Source organism: Tumebacillus flagellatus, assembly GCF_000714935.1.
Classification (GTDB): domain Bacteria; phylum Bacillota; class Bacilli; order Tumebacillales; family Tumebacillaceae; genus Tumebacillus; species Tumebacillus flagellatus.
Genome location: NZ_JMIR01000007.1, coordinates 24,720 through 39,738, shown reverse-complemented (window position 1 = coordinate 39,738; position 15,019 = coordinate 24,720). Strand labels below are relative to the sequence as shown.

18 protein-coding genes are annotated in these 15,019 nt (G+C 58.4%); 5 read left to right on the top strand and 13 right to left on the bottom strand.

Going from position 1 to position 15,019, the window contains the following annotated elements:
* Positions 1–17: 17 nt before the first annotated feature.
* Both EL26_RS06695 and EL26_RS06690 read right to left on the bottom strand, forming a co-directional pair.
* Positions 18–1,298: an APC family permease gene (locus EL26_RS06695; protein ID WP_052036079.1), complete on the bottom strand. Its 1,281-nt coding sequence runs from the start codon at positions 1,296–1,298 to the stop codon at positions 18–20.
* 163 nt (positions 1,299–1,461) lie between these two features.
* A complete protein-coding gene (locus EL26_RS06690; RefSeq protein WP_038085951.1) occupies positions 1,462–3,105 on the bottom strand; it encodes a glycosyltransferase family 4 protein in 1,644 nt (547 codons plus the stop codon).
* Between the two features lie 379 nt (positions 3,106–3,484).
* On the opposite strand from EL26_RS06690, the gene EL26_RS06685 reads away from it, so the two are divergent.
* The 3 genes from EL26_RS06685 to EL26_RS06675 are packed head-to-tail and all read left to right on the top strand — an operon-like array spanning position 3,485 to position 5,907.
* Complete coding sequence (locus EL26_RS06685; RefSeq protein WP_038085950.1) at positions 3,485–4,351, top strand: bifunctional 5,10-methylenetetrahydrofolate dehydrogenase/5,10-methenyltetrahydrofolate cyclohydrolase; 867 nt, start codon at positions 3,485–3,487, stop codon at positions 4,349–4,351.
* Entirely contained in the window at positions 4,348–4,983 is a 636-nt protein-coding gene (locus tag EL26_RS06680; RefSeq protein ID WP_038085949.1) for a cyclodeaminase/cyclohydrolase family protein, read from the top strand. Before EL26_RS06685 ends, EL26_RS06680 begins: the two co-directional genes overlap by 4 nt.
* A gap of 18 nt (positions 4,984–5,001) precedes the next feature.
* Complete coding sequence (locus EL26_RS06675) at positions 5,002–5,907, top strand: LysR family transcriptional regulator (protein WP_038085948.1); 906 nt, start codon at positions 5,002–5,004, stop codon at positions 5,905–5,907.
* 25 nt (positions 5,908–5,932) lie between these two features.
* Here the strand turns inward: EL26_RS06675 and EL26_RS06670 are convergent, their stop codons facing one another.
* From EL26_RS06670 to EL26_RS06650, 5 genes are all read right to left on the bottom strand, one after another.
* Complete coding sequence (locus EL26_RS06670) at positions 5,933–6,688, bottom strand: hypothetical protein (RefSeq protein ID WP_038085945.1); 756 nt, start codon at positions 6,686–6,688, stop codon at positions 5,933–5,935.
* Between the two features lie 21 nt (positions 6,689–6,709).
* Complete coding sequence (locus EL26_RS06665; protein WP_038085943.1) at positions 6,710–7,528, bottom strand: hypothetical protein; 819 nt, start codon at positions 7,526–7,528, stop codon at positions 6,710–6,712.
* 142 nt (positions 7,529–7,670) lie between these two features.
* On the bottom strand, positions 7,671–7,916 hold the full coding sequence (locus EL26_RS06660; protein ID WP_038085941.1) for a hypothetical protein: 246 nt from the start codon (positions 7,914–7,916) through the stop codon (positions 7,671–7,673).
* A 67-nt stretch (positions 7,917–7,983) separates the two neighbouring features.
* Positions 7,984–8,196, bottom strand: a complete 213-nt coding sequence (locus EL26_RS06655; RefSeq protein ID WP_038085939.1) for a hypothetical protein — start codon at positions 8,194–8,196, stop codon at positions 7,984–7,986.
* A 48-nt stretch (positions 8,197–8,244) separates the two neighbouring features.
* Complete coding sequence (locus EL26_RS06650; RefSeq protein WP_038085937.1) at positions 8,245–8,568, bottom strand: DUF4870 domain-containing protein; 324 nt, start codon at positions 8,566–8,568, stop codon at positions 8,245–8,247.
* A gap of 97 nt (positions 8,569–8,665) precedes the next feature.
* Between EL26_RS06650 and EL26_RS06645 the strand changes: the two genes are divergently transcribed.
* Together EL26_RS06645 and EL26_RS06640 are read left to right on the top strand one after the other, a co-directional pair.
* Positions 8,666–8,938: a hypothetical protein gene (locus EL26_RS06645; protein WP_038085936.1), complete on the top strand. Its 273-nt coding sequence runs from the start codon at positions 8,666–8,668 to the stop codon at positions 8,936–8,938.
* Complete coding sequence (locus EL26_RS06640) at positions 8,911–9,747, top strand: Cof-type HAD-IIB family hydrolase (protein WP_081857030.1); 837 nt, start codon at positions 8,911–8,913, stop codon at positions 9,745–9,747. The genes EL26_RS06645 and EL26_RS06640 overlap by 28 nt, the downstream gene beginning before the upstream one ends.
* A gap of 86 nt (positions 9,748–9,833) precedes the next feature.
* Here the strand turns inward: EL26_RS06640 and EL26_RS06635 are convergent, their stop codons facing one another.
* The 6 genes from EL26_RS06635 to EL26_RS06610 form a co-directional block, all read right to left on the bottom strand.
* Entirely contained in the window at positions 9,834–11,630 is a 1,797-nt protein-coding gene (locus EL26_RS06635) for a PAS domain-containing sensor histidine kinase (RefSeq protein WP_038085934.1), read from the bottom strand.
* Positions 11,631–11,747: 117 nt separating this feature from the next.
* The gene (locus tag EL26_RS06630; protein ID WP_038085933.1) at positions 11,748–13,049 is read right to left on the bottom strand and encodes a 5'-3' exonuclease H3TH domain-containing protein; all 1,302 of its coding nucleotides are present in this window, start codon (positions 13,047–13,049) and stop codon (positions 11,748–11,750) included.
* Positions 13,050–13,077: 28 nt separating this feature from the next.
* Positions 13,078–13,386: a hypothetical protein gene (locus EL26_RS06625; RefSeq protein WP_038085931.1), complete on the bottom strand. Its 309-nt coding sequence runs from the start codon at positions 13,384–13,386 to the stop codon at positions 13,078–13,080.
* 102 nt (positions 13,387–13,488) lie between these two features.
* A complete protein-coding gene (locus EL26_RS06620) occupies positions 13,489–13,845 on the bottom strand; it encodes a hypothetical protein (RefSeq protein WP_038085929.1) in 357 nt (118 codons plus the stop codon).
* 23 nt (positions 13,846–13,868) lie between these two features.
* Positions 13,869–14,183, bottom strand: coding sequence for a hypothetical protein (locus EL26_RS06615; protein WP_052036077.1), 315 nt, complete (start codon positions 14,181–14,183; stop codon positions 13,869–13,871).
* 177 nt (positions 14,184–14,360) lie between these two features.
* The gene (locus EL26_RS06610; RefSeq protein WP_038085927.1) at positions 14,361–14,900 is read right to left on the bottom strand and encodes an acyl-CoA thioesterase; all 540 of its coding nucleotides are present in this window, start codon (positions 14,898–14,900) and stop codon (positions 14,361–14,363) included.
* Positions 14,901–15,019 lie beyond the last annotated feature (119 nt).

The window sequence follows — 15,019 nt, the reverse complement described above, 5'->3', positions numbered from 1 at the left end:
ACGCTTTTTTTGATTTTTCATTTAGTTATGACTTTTTTGGTTTGGTAAAGAACAACGCACGCAATCGTCAACGGGTACAACACCGCCCACCCGAGAAACGGAACGACCGCAATCGTCATGAGCAGCGAAATCCACGCACAGCGCAACCCCCATTTGTGATCGCGCAACAAGCGCACACCGGCGAGGCATCCGCCGAGATACGTTGCGATGAACGTCGCGTTGGGCAGTTGAATCAGCACTTTGATGGAAATCAGTCCGCCCGCGTACAACACCAACACGACGAGGTAGCAAATCCCGAGGAACAAAAGCGTTCCCGCGGGTGTGTTTCTTTTTTCATCGACGCGGGCGAACCACTTCGGGGCCTTGCCTTGGCGGGCGAGCGCCAAACCGACGCGCGCCGCCGCTCCCGTATACGCGATCGCCGTCGCCGTGCAGATAAAAGCCGCCGTGACCGCCGCGAGCAAGCCGCCGACCGGTCCGAGGATCTGCTGAATGACGCGGGAGAGCGCCGCGACGGTGTCGTTTCCGCCGTAACTGCCGGTCAAGACGGTCGCAATCGCCGCCATGAGGTAGAGCGCTCCGACTGCGCCGACGGCGAGCAACACGCCGCGAATCGCCGTCTTCTCCGGGTCGACGAACTCTTCCGACATATGCGAGACCGCTTCCCAGCCGATGAAGCACCAGAACAGAATCGCCGCCACTTCCCCAACGCTCCACCAGCCGTGCGGCAGAAACGGTTGCAGATGCGCCGTCTCCCAATGCGGCACCGACCCGGCGAACGCGCCGACCAACACGACGAGAATCGCCGCGACGACCGCCACTTGCACTTGGCCCGCCACTTTCATGCCGAGGCGGTTGATGCCGAGCGCGAGCAGCACGATGACGCCCGCCACCAAGGCTTGCTGCAAATCGGTCATGTGAAAGACCGCCGCCAGATAGCCGGACGCCGTCAGCGCATTGATGGGAACGCCCAGCGGCACCGAAAGCAGAAAAAACCACCCGACCATCGTGCCCCAGCGCTCCCCGAACGCCCGCGTGACGAAATGCGAAACGCCGCCCGCGTTCGGAAAGCGGGACGACAACAAGCCCATCGTCAGCCCCATCGGCAGCACGAGGATCGTCATCAACCCCCAGGCGAGCAGCGAAGCGGGGCCGGCGATTTCCGCGGCGAGGCCCGGCACGAGCAACACCCCGGAGCCGAGCACGGCCCCGATATAGAGAGCGACCAACTGCGGGAGTTTGATCGTTTTTTGCAAGACTTTGGGTTGAGATTGCGTTTGTGTTTGCGATTGACTCATGGAAATTCCCCTCCTCGTACAGAGTGTAGCACGAAGCCTTGGGATAGGGGAAAGAGATAAAACTGATCGACCCCATCGGTATCTTCGATCATTTTGGGTTCGCGCAGACGTGAAAATAAAAAAGCCCCGCGTGTGTGCGGAGCTTTTTTCACATTCTCTTGCTCTATTTAGCGGACAGATCGACAGACGCGCGGCCTGCATAGTGTCCGATGATGTTTCGAACTTTGGCGTACCATTCCGCGAGCGGCACTTTCGTCCCGCCGGTCAGCACCGACAGCGGCGTTTCGTCAAGCCAATCCACGCCTTCCAAGTTTGCCAGGTTGTAGATGTGCCCGAGATGGCCGAGCGGCGTGACCGCCAGATGGTGCACCGCGTTGGCGACTGAACGGCGCACTTCCATGTCGGAGCGCGAGAACAAGCTGTGCTCGACCGGATTCAGCGGACCTGCGTGTTCCGGCGCGTCGTCCACCTGTTCGATTTGCTCCGACCATTTGACCAAACGGTCCCACTCTACGGTATGGTCGCCCGCTTCTTGCAACGCCGCTGTGACGCGCGGCATCCGCAAAGCGCTGTCGTAGAGGCGTACGCGCTCCTTCGCCCGCTGCGACAGGCGTTCCCGCCGCTCGCGGTCGAGGAGCATCGCGACGATCGCGTCGGCCGCACCTTGCAGATCGACGATCGGGCCGGGATCTTCCTCGTCCCATTTCACGTCCACAAGCCATCCGTCCCCGTCCGACTCCACCAGTTCGCCAAAGCCGTTCCAGCGCGTGCAGACGACCGGCAACCCGCAGGCTTTGGCTTGGAGCAGGTGTAAGCCGAGCGTCTCGCCCGGGTCGGTCGAGAAATCGATCAGCACGTCCGCCCCCGCAAAGTACCCGTCCCGCGCTTCTTCCGTCGCCGGGACGGAGAAGTCCACGCCGTCCGCCAACCCCCGCTCTTGCGCGAGTTCCATCACGCGCAGGCGCGCCCGCTCCACTTCCGCCGCTTCCAGCGCATCGAGCGATTCGGCGGACGTCGGCGCGGAAAACAGCTTGGCAAACGAAAACGCTACGGTGCGCGCCCACGATTCCAACAGGCTCGACGGCGGGGCGGTGCTGACGCCGCCGCCCCGCGCTGCCGTCTGCAGCGCTTGTGCCGCCGCTTTCGCCCGCACGCCGAATTCACCGAGCAGCGTCAAGTGCGCTTGCGGCACTCGTGTGCGAACGGCGGCGAAGCAATCGAGCAAGGCTTCGATGTTTTTGCCCTCGTCGACGCCGACGGCGAGCAACTGCAAGCCGGTCGGCGATCCCGACGCTCCGTTCTCCGCAACGGCGAGGCAAGGCGGCACTTCAATCGCGCCCGCAAATTGCGCCGAAACGTTCAACAGCGCTTGCTTCACCGATTTGGTGCCGGCAACCAACACGTCGCGCTCCGTGATCCACGGCGCGACACCGGTCCACTGCCGCAACCACGCTTCCGAACCGGCGGAATGCGCGACAAGCAGAAACCCGAGATCCAACTGCCCGTAATTGCGAGCCATCATTAAATAGGGCGCGAGCATCGGCACGTTCACATACCAAACGTCCAACCCGTACTGCCGTCCCAAACGCTCCAACCCTTCACTCAAAAAAGGCAGCGACTCCGGCAGGCATTGAATCCAATGCTGGATCGAGCCGCCGAACAACTTCATAAACGCAAACGGAGGGATGGTGACCAGTTCCACCTCTTCACTCAAACTCTTGGCCCACCCCTGAATCACCCGTTCATAGCGCCGCTTGGACTGCCCTCCAACATAGCCGATGCGAACTGCTCCCGTCGCCCCCCGCATGCTGCCCCCTCCTCTGCTCATCTGATCTGCCGCTCTCACAGTCTCTCATCCTATGAAACCGCTTTCTCCTACAGGTATAAAAATACAAGCGTTCGCAATGCAACGCCTGCCGATTCTCAGAAAATTTACGAAGTTCTCTTATACTGTAACGTTACCACCATCCTGACAAAGTGTCAACGAGGCGTTCGACCTATTCTTAATAGGAAGAAACTCCATCGCACTTCCGGTATTCACAAAGATTTTACAAAGTACGACATTCGCTTTTTCTAGGACTCGACAGCGGCTTTTGGCATTGGTATAATCTAAATCATATCAAATATCGAACGTTCAAATGAAAGAGTCGCTCTAATGTTCGAGATTTTAGGAGGTTCGAAATTTCATGACGAAGCCGATGAAAGGCAAGGAACTTGCAGACCTCATCCGCCAAGACATCCTCGCGCAAACAGACGCGTGGAAAGCGCGCGGAATCGAGCCGCGCATGGCGACTGTGATCGTGGAAGGCGACCCGGCATCTCTGTACTACGCAGAAGCCAAGGGGCGTGCCGCAGACAAACTCGGGATCGACTATGAACTGCACAAACTTCCCGCCCACGTCTCGGAAGAATTTCTGCTCTCCGTGCTCGACAACTTGAACAAAGCCCCGGATGTGCACGGGATCATGCTGGAACTCCCGCTGCCGAAGCATCTCAACAAGGAACGCATCATCTCGGCGATCTCTCCGCTCAAGGACGTCGACGGCCTGACGCCGACGAACTTGCTCGCCGTCGTCACCGGCACGCCGGGCCTCTATCCGGCAACGCCGCTGGCCTGCTTGGCGCTGGCGAAACATTACGGGTACAACGTCGCGGGCAAACACGTCGCTCTCGTCGGAATCGGCGAAACGGTCGGCAAACCGCTGTTGCACCTGTTGCTGCGGGAAAAAGCAACCGTCACCGCTTGCCACTCCAAAACGCCCGACCTCTCCGTTCATTTGAAGCAAGCTGACCTGGCGTTCGTCGCCGTCGGACGCGCCAACTTGATTCGTCCGGAGATGGTGCATGAGAATCTCGTGCTGATCGACGCGGGCATCAACGAAACGGAGGACGGTTCCATCGTCGGCGATGCGCAACCGGAAGTGCTCGATCATGTCGCCGCGATGACGCCGACGCCGGGCGGAGTGGGCACCGTCACGACCGCCCAACTGTTCGCCAATTTGATGACCGCCATGAACTTGCAAGCATCCCGCGAGGAGGAACGCACACGATGACCACTTCCACGACGTTTGACCAACCGATTCGCACGTTTTTGACGGCAGCCGCATCGAATTCGCACACGCCGGGCGGCGGCAGCGTCGCCGCGCTGGCGGCCGCACTGGGTGCTTCCATGACGTCGATGGTCGCCAACCTCACTCAAGGCGCGAAATTCGCCGAACTGGAGCCCGCGATGCAAACCGTCGCTTCGCAAATGTCCGCCAACATCCGCGAATGCGACGAGCTCTTGGAAGCGGACATGAAGTCGTTTGACACCTATATGAGCGCGCTCAAACTCCCCAAAGACACCGAGGAGCAAAAAGCGTCCCGCTCGCAAGCGCTGCAAGCCGCCGCGATTTCGGCGACCGAAGTTCCGCTTCGCCTCGCCGAACTGTGCCGCGACGCGCTGCAAACGTCGCAGTCGATCGCCGAAACCGCGAACAAAAACGTCATCTCCGACCTCGGGGTCGCCGCTTTTCTGTTGGAAGCAGCCGCGCAATCGGCCTTGCTGACGGTCGACATCAACTTGCCCGGACTGAAAGACCTCGACCAGAAAGCATCGTTCACCGCCGCCCGCAACCGGATCGAATCGGATGTGACGGCTCTGCGCCTGTCGGTCGTCACCGCCGTCCGCGCGCGTCTCGCGTAGCCTGAGGACGCCAAACGGATGGAACTTCGTCATCTCAACACGTTCAGAGTGGTCGCCGAAGTCAAAGGGTTCACCCGCGCCGCCGAACTGCTCGGCTACGCGCAATCGAGCGTCACCGCCCAGATTCAAGCGTTGGAAGAAGAGCTGGGCGTCCAACTGTTCAACCGCCTCGGCAAGCGCATCGTGCTGACCGAGGCGGGCACGCGGTTGTTGCCGTTCGTCGTGGAAATTCAAAAGCTCGTGGAAACTGCCAAATCCGAACTTCTCGAAGCGCAAGTTCCGCAAGGGACGCTGACAATCGGCGCGCCGGAATCGCTGTGCGCGTTTCGCCTGCCGCCGCTGTTGCAGGAATTTCGCCGCCAGCACCCCACCGTCAAGATCGTGCTCCGCCCCGGCCTCTGCTGGCAGCTGCGCCAACAAGTGCGCAGCGGCGAACTCGATCTGGCGTTTTTGCTCGACGAAGAGAAGCCGGAGGGCAACGACTTGCACGCGGAAGTGCTGATGCCGGAGCCGATCTGCTTGATTGCGCCGCCGCAGCATCCGCTCGCCGCACGCAAAGCGGTCTACCCGCACGATCTCAAAGACGAGACGCTGTTTCTCACCGAAGTCGGCTGCACGTACCGCACCCTGTTTGAACAGCAGTTGAACGCCGTCGGCATCTACCTTGACCAGCAATTGGAGTTCGGGTCGCTGGAAGCGATCAAGCAGTGCGTGATCACGGGCATCGGTCTCGCCCAACTGCCGCAAGTCGTCATCCAAAACGAACTCGCCGACAACCGCCTCGTCGCCTTGCCGTGGGCGGGGAGTGCGGTCGATGTACACACGATTTTGCTCTATCACAAAAGCAAGTGGATCTCTCCGGCGATGCGTGCGTTTCTCACGATCACGCACGACCACTTTCACACACAAAAAACCGCCCGGTAGCGCACCGAGCGGTTTTTTTTGAGATTTAGAGGCCTTCGAGCCCGTGGAAGAAGCTGGCTGCGAGCAACGTGAGGATCACAACCGCCGCGATGATGACCAAGAAGATCAGGAAATACGTAATCGCGTACGGAATAAACGGACCCCAGAACGCCTTGGCGCCGGAGACGCCGTAGATTTTGCGGATCGCGAACACACGCAGGACGATGCAGTACGCAATCGAACCCAAGGAGATCAGAGACGACACCGAACTGCCCAGCATCGTCGCGACCAAGTGGGTCGCGTCCGGCTGCGTGCCAAACGAGGGCGCGCTCGGCAAGACCGCCAGCGTCAGCAGACCGCCGAGGATGCTCCCGATCAGCATGATCGTGTACGTGTACGGATGAATCAGTTGCACGAGACGCGCCTGCTCCCCCTTCTCTTCCGGAGAAAGTTGCGCATAGGACGGGCCGCCGACCATGCGAATCCCCATCCGCACATACCAAGCGAACCAGAAGCGGCTGAGCACCATGAAGATCACCTGATAGATCGCCGACAAAACCCAAAACCCGAGGACCATACCGACTCTGCCGTTTTGCGAAAAATCCCACCCAAACGCATCGGCAAACCTCTGATAAGGAGCGAGAATCTTCTCACCGCCCAGCAAATACAAAAGCAAATTGAACAGCACGGTCACGCCGGTGATCCACCACGTCGCTTGCCACGAACGCTTCATGTTGCGTTCGGCGAGCAGTTTGTCGATCGTCACGCGCGGTTTGAACAGAATGTTGAACATGTCGGACATAAGAGCGAAAAACCTCCTGAATTAGATTCCGAGATGAGGGCTGAAATCCGGGGCGAAACCGGGCTCAACCGGCCCCCCGCCGCCGTGTAAGAGATGCGTCAACAGCACGCAAAACAAATAGATGATTCCGGCGGCAAAGTACAGGATCACATACACCAGCAGCGGGCCCCAAAATGCCTGACCCGCGCCAATCCCGTAAATTTTCTGAATGGCGAGCGTGCGCGCGATGACCAAGTAGATCGTCATCCCGAGCTGCACCAACGCCAAGAGCACCCACAAGCCGATCCACACCCAAAACGTCGCTGTCAACGCCTCCGGTGCGAGGTTGACCGGCTCCTCCGGGTTCAGGAACATCGCAAACCCCGGCAAGAGCAAAAGCAACGGCGCAAGCATGATCGCCGCCATCTTCGGCCATTGGGTCAGCCATGCGGTGTACGGATGAATCAAGCGCAGCAAACGGGCGTTTTCCTTGCGCATGAGAGGGTCGGAGGGGTAGCGCCGATGCGCGGAAATCTGCAACCCGACGCGCACGATCCAAGAAAAAACCACCCGACCCAAGCCAAGCGCAAGCACCGCTTGCAAGAAGCCGGCCGCAATCCATCCGCCAAAGATCACCCACATCGCTTGATGCGCCAACAGCTCTTCTTCCAAGTAGAAATACGGTTCGTGATTGCGGTCGACAAATCGAAGCAAGAACACCGCCAACACGAACAGAACCAGCACGTTCAGCCCGATCAACAACCACGTCGTCGAACGGGAACGGCGAAGGTCGCGCTCTTCAAGCAAGGTATCGAGCGTGCGTCCGGGACGGAACAGGATTGCAAACAGATGCTTGAACAACGAGGACTCATCCTCCTCTTCCCATACCTGTAAAAAGGTGATACAAGTTCCCGTTCAGTATACCACGAAATCATACGTCCGTTGTGCTCAAAAAAGACCGCCTGCCGCCGGGAACGAGCACCACGGCAGAGCGGTCTCCCTGTTACATGCCTTGAAATTCACTGCGTTGCGCCGCTTTGACGAACAGCAGCTCGCCGCCGTTCAGCCCGCAGACGGCGCATTGCACGAGGCGTTTTTCCCCTTTGTACGGTTGCGCCATCAAATCTTGTTCGTCGATATACCCGACCACGTCGCCGGTTTGCGGGTTGAGTTTGACGGAGACCGGCTGTTGGTCGAGGATGTGAAACCGCATCTTGTTGCGGCACGAGGGGCAAGCGTAAGGTTCCATAAGAGTCATTCCTCCCGAAACGAGAATGGCGGAGGCCGTGCGGGTGCAGCGGCCTCCTGACCCTGTGTTACGCTCCGACGAGCGGCTTGACTTGCTGCAGCGCGGCGTCATCGAAACGCGTGAGGATGCCGAGCGTCATTTTCTTCGCCTGTTCGTCGTCGAGCTTGGCGTACATCGTCTTGGCGAGCCCCATCTGAGCGAGCAAGGCGTTGACCTTCATCCGGGGCATCCCCGCGAGCGCATCCCAAATGGTATCGAGCGTTTGCTGTCTGTTTTCCATGACGACACCCCTTTCACACAAGGTTCCTCGTTAGGATGACCCTTGGCACTACATCCAATTCCCGGTAATCGGGTAGCGGTACGTTTCTTCGTTCAACGCGGCGAAGACGGCGCGAAGGGTCGTCCAGATCCCCATCAAACCGAAGATCGCGAGCATCGGGAACCCGATGAGAATCCAGCACAGCCATCCGGAGACCATCATCAGCAAGCCCCAGATGATGTGAAACAGCAACGCCTGCCCCGCATGATGGCGAACAAATCGCGAGTTCGCCCGCAAGATCAAGATCACAAGCGGCGCGATGACCGGCAGCAAGATTATCGACAAGTGCGCCGCCAACGCCCAATACCGGTCGTTTCGGTCTGACACATACATGATTCATCTCTCCTTATGTTTCGGATAATTGGTACTACGAACCACGGGGGGAAAGGTTTCATGCAGTGTGATAGAATAGAGGGCGAGGTGACACAACTTGGCTGATTACAAAGCAACGATTCATATACACCCGGCCGGCCAGCGGGCGATGCAGGTGGCGACGGCGAGGGTTCATTTTTTGAACCAGACCTTGCAGTTGCACGACCTGACCACCGTTGACGGCATGTGCTGGGAAGGGCCGCTCGACCCGGATGAGGTCGGGCGGATGCTGAAAACCGCATATCTCATTATCTTAGAAGGCGGGCGGACTTACCGCGTGTCTTCCGTGGAGGCGACCGACAGATGGTATGTAAACCGAGTCTCGGGTTGACCCCCGGACCGACCGACCCAACCAACACCGGCATCAAAATCGTGTTCTTCGACGTCGACGGCACGCTCATGCATGAGAAAAAAATCCCCGACTCCGCCAAGCGTGCCGTCGAACTGCTCCAAGAGCGCGGCGTGCTTCCCGTGCTCGCCACCGGACGCCCCGAGTTCGAAATCAAATCCGTCCGCGAGCAACTCGGCATCGACTGGGCGATCACCTGCAACGGCGCGCACATCGGCTGCCGGGGCGAGACGGTCTATCACACGCCGTTCTCCCGCGAGATCGTCGTGGACTGGATGACGCTTGCAGCGGAACACAACCACTCGTTTCTGCTCTACGGCGCAGAAACTATGCTCATCTCCACCTCCGCCGAATGCCCGCTGTTCTTGCAAGCCCGGCAGGAGATCGGCTTCCTCGATCCGCTTACCTATGAGACGCTGGACGAAATTCCGGAAGTCTACCAGTTCATCGCCTTCCTCGACGAAACCGAGCAGAAGCGTTACACCGACCCGTACGAAGACGAAGTGGCGTTGCACCGCTGGCGCCCTTGGGCGATCGACCTCAACCCGCGCGGCGTGAACAAGTCGGTCGGCATCTCCACCCTGCTCGACCACTTCGGCTTCACCCGCGAACAAGCCGCCGCGTTCGGCGACGGGCTGAACGACCTCGAGATGCTCCAGTTCGTCGGGCGCGGCATCGCGATGGGAAACGGCCATCCCGACTTGCTCGCCGTCGCTCCCCTTCGCACGAAGCACGCGGGCGAGGACGGCATCCTCTACGGCGTGGAGAACCTCGTGCTCGCATCGAAATGATAACCAAGTAAAAAACGAAAGCAAAACAAACCCCAACGTCTGCGGACGTTGGGGTTTCTTCACATTCTCTAGGGCCCGTTCATTTTTTACATCCCGGTGGGAATCAAGATCGTGAACGTCGTCCCGGCTCCCGCAGCCGAGCGGACTTTCAGCTTGCCGCCGTGCCCGTCGATGATGCGGTGGGAAATCGGCAGCCCGAGACCCGTCCCGTGCTCTTTGGTCGTGTAAAACGGATCGAAGATTCGCGAGAGGTGGTCGGCGGGAATCCCCGTCCCCTCGTCGATCACGTCGAAGCGGATGTGGTGGTCGGTGATTTGCTTTTTGGCGGTCAAGCGCAGGCGGCCGGCGGGCGGAGTGACGTCGAATGCGTTTTTGCAGAGGTTGAGGAAGACTTGCTTCATCTGCTGCACATCGAGGTTAAGCGGCGGCAACTCGTCGGTCACTTCGATTTCCAGCACGACGCCGCGCAGCAACGCCTCCGATTCCACCAAACGCACCACCTCTTCGAAGAAACGCCCGGTGTCGACGACCGCCCGCTGCGGAGCGGTCGGTTTGGAGACCATGAGGAAGTCGGAGAGGATCGTGTTGGCGCGGGCGAGTTCGGGGATCAACAACTTCTCCGTCAAATCCGCGAAGTTCGCCTCCTTCACCGACCCCGACGCATACAGTTGCAAGAACCCGTACACCGTCGTCAGCGGGTTGCGAATCTCGTGCGCGATTCCGGCGGCAAATTGACCGATCAGCGCAAACTTTTCGTTGCGCATCATCGCCTCGCGCATCGCGATCAACTCCGTCATGTCTTCCACGATCAAGATGTACCCGACCGTGACACCTCCGGTGCCGAGGATCGGATTGCCGTCCAAACGCAACGTCAACGTCCGGTCGTGCAGCTTGATCGTCCGCTGCATGTCCCGAATCGGCATGCCGCGGTCGACGAGCGATGTGAGGAAAGCGCTCACTTCCGGCTCCTCTTCCACGGTGTAGGTCGAGTAGATGTCAAGCAGCGAGGTGCCGATCACGTCCTCCGCCGAAATGCCGAAGATCTCTTGGGCTTTTTCGTTGAACCCGGAGAGGCGGCTTTCGGAGTTCAAGATCAGCAAGCCGCTGTTCATCGAGTTCAACACGAACGAGAACTGCTTTTGCAGGTTGTAGATGCGCTCCTTCTCCGAAACGGAGGAATAGGTCACGGAAATCACTCCGGAAATGCTTCCGTCCGCTTCCATCAGCGGGATGATGTCTTTCTCGTTCATCGAGTGGCCTTCTTCGCCATGATATTCCTGCCGCGTATGAACGCGTTGCCCGGAGAGCACACGTGCCCAGATGTCTTCGTTCTCAGCGTTTTCATTGTAAGAACCCACGAGAACCGATCTTGGCTTGCCGACGATCTGATCGAGGGTGACGCGGTGGTCGCGCAGACACTTTTCGTTGGCAAACCGACAGATGCCCTCGGCGTCATAGATCACGACGGTCATCGGCAACGCGTTCAATACGTTTTGACCATGCAGGACGGACTGCTCGGCGGCCTCTTCCTGCTTCCAAGCGTCGTACCCGTAGACATAATGGTCTGTATAGATCGAAATAGCGGAGGAAACTTGAAGCAATCTCGCCAAAACCGACTCGACCGGCCACTGCTCGGCATGGCGATAGAAGTATTGCAACAAAGTATTGCGTGCGGATTGGCTTTGTGACAACACATCCCGCAATTCCATTCCTCTGCCGGCCATTTCATACCCGTGCTGGTACGCCGTCCGGCCATAAGGGGCGATCCGCGCTTCCATGTCAACCGCTTCCGACGTTTCTTCAAACGTCCCCAGCAAATCCCCCATCAGTTCTTCAAGATGAGAGAGGGATGGATCCTGCGATTCCTCAGTGATGGACTTCAAGCGTTTCGCCTCCGCTCTTCGGGTTTATTCTAATTAAATTTTTGACGAAAGGCAGTCTCATTCCTTCTTCCTCTTCAAAAAAAGAAAAAAAGCCCCAGCATCGCTGGGACTTTGGTCTTAGACGGGCTGCTCCGAAGGAGCGGATACCTGGCCGTTCGTCGTTTTTTTGCGGCGACGGCGGCGGGGGCGTTTCTTTTTCGGTTTCACTTCTGCGGACGGAGTGTCGGCAAGGGACTCGGCGCCAGGCTTTGCAACCGGAACGGAAGCCGCTGCGGAAGCGGAGGACGCAGAGTCAGTTGCCGCAGATGCAGATGCCGCTGCGTGCCCGGCCTCCCCTGCGCTTTTCGGCTTGCGGCGGCGTCTGCGCTTGCGTTTCGCCGGTTTGTCTCCCAGCGTCTCATCGGCTTCCGAGCCTGCGGTTGTCTGAACCGCAGATGCTTTATCTGGCGCAGACGCAGGGCTCTCCTTGAGCGCGGGCTTCGCAACGCGCACGGCAGGCGCATTCGCGGGCGGTTTTTTTTTCTTCGGGGCGGGGCGTTCTTCGAGATCGTCGTCTTCGTCGAGGTCGATCTGGCTGGAGTAGTACGCTTTGCTCCCGTCATTCTCCCACCAAGCGGACACGAGATAGTCTTCCCAACGCAGGTAGAAGCGCAAATCGCAGCGAATGCGCGCCAGTTCCAAGTTGGTCAAAACGTGCTGGCGGTGGCTTAAAATCAAGGATTCCGTTTTGTTGCGCGGTTTGGCTTTGTCCAGGAAGTCCGTCAGTTTCGGATAGGTTTCCAGCACGCGCAACGCGTTCGGACGACGCAGTCCGGAAATGCCCTTGATGTTGTCCGTCCGGTCGCCGAGCAACGCTTTGATCTCCGGAAGTTTCTTGGGATCGACTTGCACGATGTCTTTGACGTTCTTGTGCGTCACCCACGTTCCGGTGAAGATGCCGGAGTTGATTTGGTAAAGCTGCGTCTTCGGGGTCACCAACTGCGCGAGGTCCATGTCGCCCGAACAGAGGATGATGCGCCGGAACGTGCGCGCCTGCTCCGCCCGCAGCGAGATCGTGCCGAGCAGATCGTCGCCCTCGTAGTCCTGCGCGTACAGATAGGGGATGCCCTCTTCTTGAAAGCGCTTGTAGATCGCTTGCTTCAAAGGATAGACTTCCTTCGGCCGCTCTTTGCGGTTCGCCTTGTAGATCGGCGAGAGGCGATGGCGGAAGTTTTGCCCGTCGTTGTCAAAAATCACGATCATATGCGTGGGTTTAAACCGCCGCGCCAACTTGCGCATCGTCGTCGTGAATTGCTGGCACGCTTTTTCAACGATGCGTTCGGTCGCTTCCTCATAGTCGCCGCGCTTCTTGGCTTTGGCGATATGACGGAACAAAACCGAATACATGATATGGTTTCCGTCGATCAGCAGGAGTTGCAATCGGATGGCCTCCGCTTCGTCTTCGTAATCAAAGCTCGTCTTCCAAATCTTCGAGCGTCATCAGCAGGTCGCGGCGCAAGAGATGTCCGGCCTCTTCGACCGACACCGTCGTCAGCGGCCGCACTTCCCCGTCGATCAACGCGATGAACTGCGCTTCTTCACCGCGAACGAAGACTTGAAACAGGGCGTCCTGGTGGAGATGACGGTACTCGACAACCAAATATTCACCCTCGTCCACCGGCAACGGTTCCTGCGGCGAACGGGTGCGTTCAAAATTGCCCATCCGCTCGGGCAGCGGCGAATGCTGCAAAGCGGCGAGAATTTGCTGATAGTCCATGGGTACGCTCTCCCTTCACTGGCACTCTTAGTGTACCACGATCTGCCAGCAGATAGACGGAAAAGGTACCGGATGCATCTGCCTCCGCTACCCTCTCCGCTGTCAGTCTTTCTCTCGGCTTGTATGCTCTTCGGCGAGGCCGTGCCCTTCCACGTACGTGGTGGAGGGCTCCAGCCGCATCCAGTTGTTCAAATCGTTGATGACGCTGGCGATGGTGAACACGTCCTCATAGAGGGCGATCACCACATCCCAATCCTCTTCGACGGAGATCTTCAGTTGGCGGTCTTCGATGATCTCCTCCAACGCTTTGATCCGGTCGGGAATGCGGGAGCGAATCGCTTCCCAGCGGTGAATGACGTCTTCCTGTTCTTCGCGGGTATACTCGTCCCAGTCGTGGTGCTGGACGGGGATCTGGATGCCCAAACGTTCATCGAATTGAAATTCGAATCTGGAGTTCATCCCGCCGCACCTCCTTGTCTTCATTAGAAGTGCGCCTTGGCGAGGTCTGCGTACACGCTGCGGGAGAGGATGTTCAAGTCGCACACGACGCTTGCGAGCTCCATCATCTCCGTGTTGAGGTTGTGCATCTCGTCGGCGTCCTTCGCGTCGTACATTTGGTCGAGCTTCTCCATGATTTCCACTTCCAACTCGGAAATGCGCATGTTCATGCCCGAGCACATGATCGCCCAACGGGTGAGAATCTTGGCGCGCTCTTCCTCCGAGTATTTCGTCCAGTCGAGGTCTTCGCGCAGGACGTTTACGCCTAAGCGTGTATCAAAAATAAAAGCCTCTTGCATCTGGCTCTACCTTCCTTCTATTCTCGAAAAAAGTCCAATTATCATCCATTGTAGATTGTGCGCGCCCTATGGTCAACACGTATAATGATAGAAAAAGGGGGAATCGCCACCATGACCACGCCAAAAAGTCCGGAGCACCCGCGTGCCTCGGACTTTTTTCCTGCGCTTTCGACTCTTTTAGACTTCCCACGGTTTCTTGCAAACGAACTTCTGCGCCAACTCGCGGGAATTCGAGCGGCGTTCGCGGCGAATCTCGGCGCGCGCCGGAGCCGATTCGTGCAGGAATTTCTCTTCCTCGCTCTCCGGATAGACCGGCGGTACAACGATCGGTCGGTTGTCCGGGTCGAGCGCGACAAACGTCAAAAACGCCGTGGCGCAAATCTCGCGGCTGCCGGTCATGAGGTCTTCGGCGGTGACTTTGACGAACACCTCCATCGAGGTTTTGTGCGTCCACGTCACGAACGATTCGAGGCAGATCGAGTCGCCGTTTTTGATCGGGTGCAAAAAGTCCACCGAGTCGGTCGACGCGGTGACGACGCGCTGGCGGCAGTGTCGCATCGCCGAAATCGCGGCGATATCGTCGATGTACGACATGACTTTTCCCCCGAACATCGTGTTGTGGTTGTTCGTGTCCGGCGGCAACACGATGCTCGCCTTGACGGCTCTCGATTCGAGCATCCGCTTCGGCGGCAGACCGTGGGTCGTCTCTTGGCTCATAAACTGAACTCCCTTTCCGTCTCAATCTGGATTATCTAGTGGTATTATATACGATGCTTGCGCGTTTGTACGCCGTTCTGCCATATCCGAACTTTTCCGTCTCTTCACGCCACAAAATG

Bases quoted from the DNA above. Each gene is read 5' to 3' on its own strand.
- EL26_RS06695 (WP_052036079.1), bottom strand. From the start codon at position 1,298: ATGAGTCAATCGCAAACACAAACGCAATCTCAACCCAAAGTCTTGCAA.
- EL26_RS06690 (WP_038085951.1), bottom strand. From the start codon at position 3,105: ATGCGGGGGGCGACGGGAGCAGTTCGCATCGGCTATGTTGGAGGGCAG.
- EL26_RS06685 (WP_038085950.1), top strand. From the start codon at position 3,485: ATGACGAAGCCGATGAAAGGCAAGGAACTTGCAGACCTCATCCGCCAA.
- EL26_RS06680 (WP_038085949.1), top strand. From the start codon at position 4,348: ATGACCACTTCCACGACGTTTGACCAACCGATTCGCACGTTTTTGACG.
- EL26_RS06675 (WP_038085948.1), top strand. From the start codon at position 5,002: ATGGAACTTCGTCATCTCAACACGTTCAGAGTGGTCGCCGAAGTCAAA.
- EL26_RS06670 (WP_038085945.1), bottom strand. From the start codon at position 6,688: ATGTCCGACATGTTCAACATTCTGTTCAAACCGCGCGTGACGATCGAC.
- EL26_RS06660 (WP_038085941.1), bottom strand. From the start codon at position 7,916: ATGGAACCTTACGCTTGCCCCTCGTGCCGCAACAAGATGCGGTTTCAC.
- EL26_RS06655 (WP_038085939.1), bottom strand. From the start codon at position 8,196: ATGGAAAACAGACAGCAAACGCTCGATACCATTTGGGATGCGCTCGCG.
- EL26_RS06650 (WP_038085937.1), bottom strand. From the start codon at position 8,568: ATGTATGTGTCAGACCGAAACGACCGGTATTGGGCGTTGGCGGCGCAC.
- EL26_RS06640 (WP_081857030.1), top strand. From the start codon at position 8,911: ATGGTATGTAAACCGAGTCTCGGGTTGACCCCCGGACCGACCGACCCA.
- EL26_RS06625 (WP_038085931.1), bottom strand. From the start codon at position 13,386: ATGGACTATCAGCAAATTCTCGCCGCTTTGCAGCATTCGCCGCTGCCC.
- EL26_RS06620 (WP_038085929.1), bottom strand. From the start codon at position 13,845: ATGAACTCCAGATTCGAATTTCAATTCGATGAACGTTTGGGCATCCAG.
- EL26_RS06615 (WP_052036077.1), bottom strand. From the start codon at position 14,183: ATGCAAGAGGCTTTTATTTTTGATACACGCTTAGGCGTAAACGTCCTG.
- EL26_RS06610 (WP_038085927.1), bottom strand. From the start codon at position 14,900: ATGAGCCAAGAGACGACCCACGGTCTGCCGCCGAAGCGGATGCTCGAA.